The following is a 411-nucleotide window of genomic DNA, read 5'->3' as shown; positions in this document are numbered from 1 at the left end:
ACGTTTTCATGAAGTCCGGTCAAATGATGTGACTACCGACAGGCGTTGCTGCCAGGATCAGGCCACGCATCGGGGGGCGGGGCACCTACGCACGTCCCTTTGGTGTTTCGTCCCCAACGCAAGGAGCCATCCATGGCCACGCCCACGCCCGACGCCCCGTTCGGTTACGACCCGCAGGGTCGTCCGCTGTCGGACAAGTCAAAGATCACCGCGGGCCTGCTGCAGCTCTTCCTCAGCACCCTCGGCATCGGGCGCTTCTACACCGGCCACACGGGCATGGCCCTCGGCCAGCTGTTCACCCTCGGCGGCTGCGGCATCTGGTCGTTCATCGACGCCATCATCTTCTTCACCAGCAAGGACCGCACCGACTCCAACGGTCGTGTGCTGCAGGGCTAGTCCCTGGTCCCGCTG

Annotated in this window: 1 protein-coding gene; it reads left to right on the top strand. The window is 64.5% G+C overall.

Going from position 1 to position 411, the window contains the following annotated elements:
• Positions 1-132 precede the first annotated feature (132 nt).
• Positions 133-396, top strand: coding sequence for a TM2 domain-containing protein (locus G3I56_RS42935; RefSeq protein ID WP_164418971.1), 264 nt, complete (start codon positions 133-135; stop codon positions 394-396).
• Positions 397-411 lie beyond the last annotated feature (15 nt).

The organism is Streptomyces sp. SID12488, from assembly GCF_010548275.1.
Taxonomy (GTDB): Bacteria; Actinomycetota; Actinomycetes; order Streptomycetales; family Streptomycetaceae; genus Streptomyces.
The sequence above is the reverse complement of the archived record's forward strand: the minus strand, read 5'-3'. Positions and strand labels throughout refer to the sequence as shown.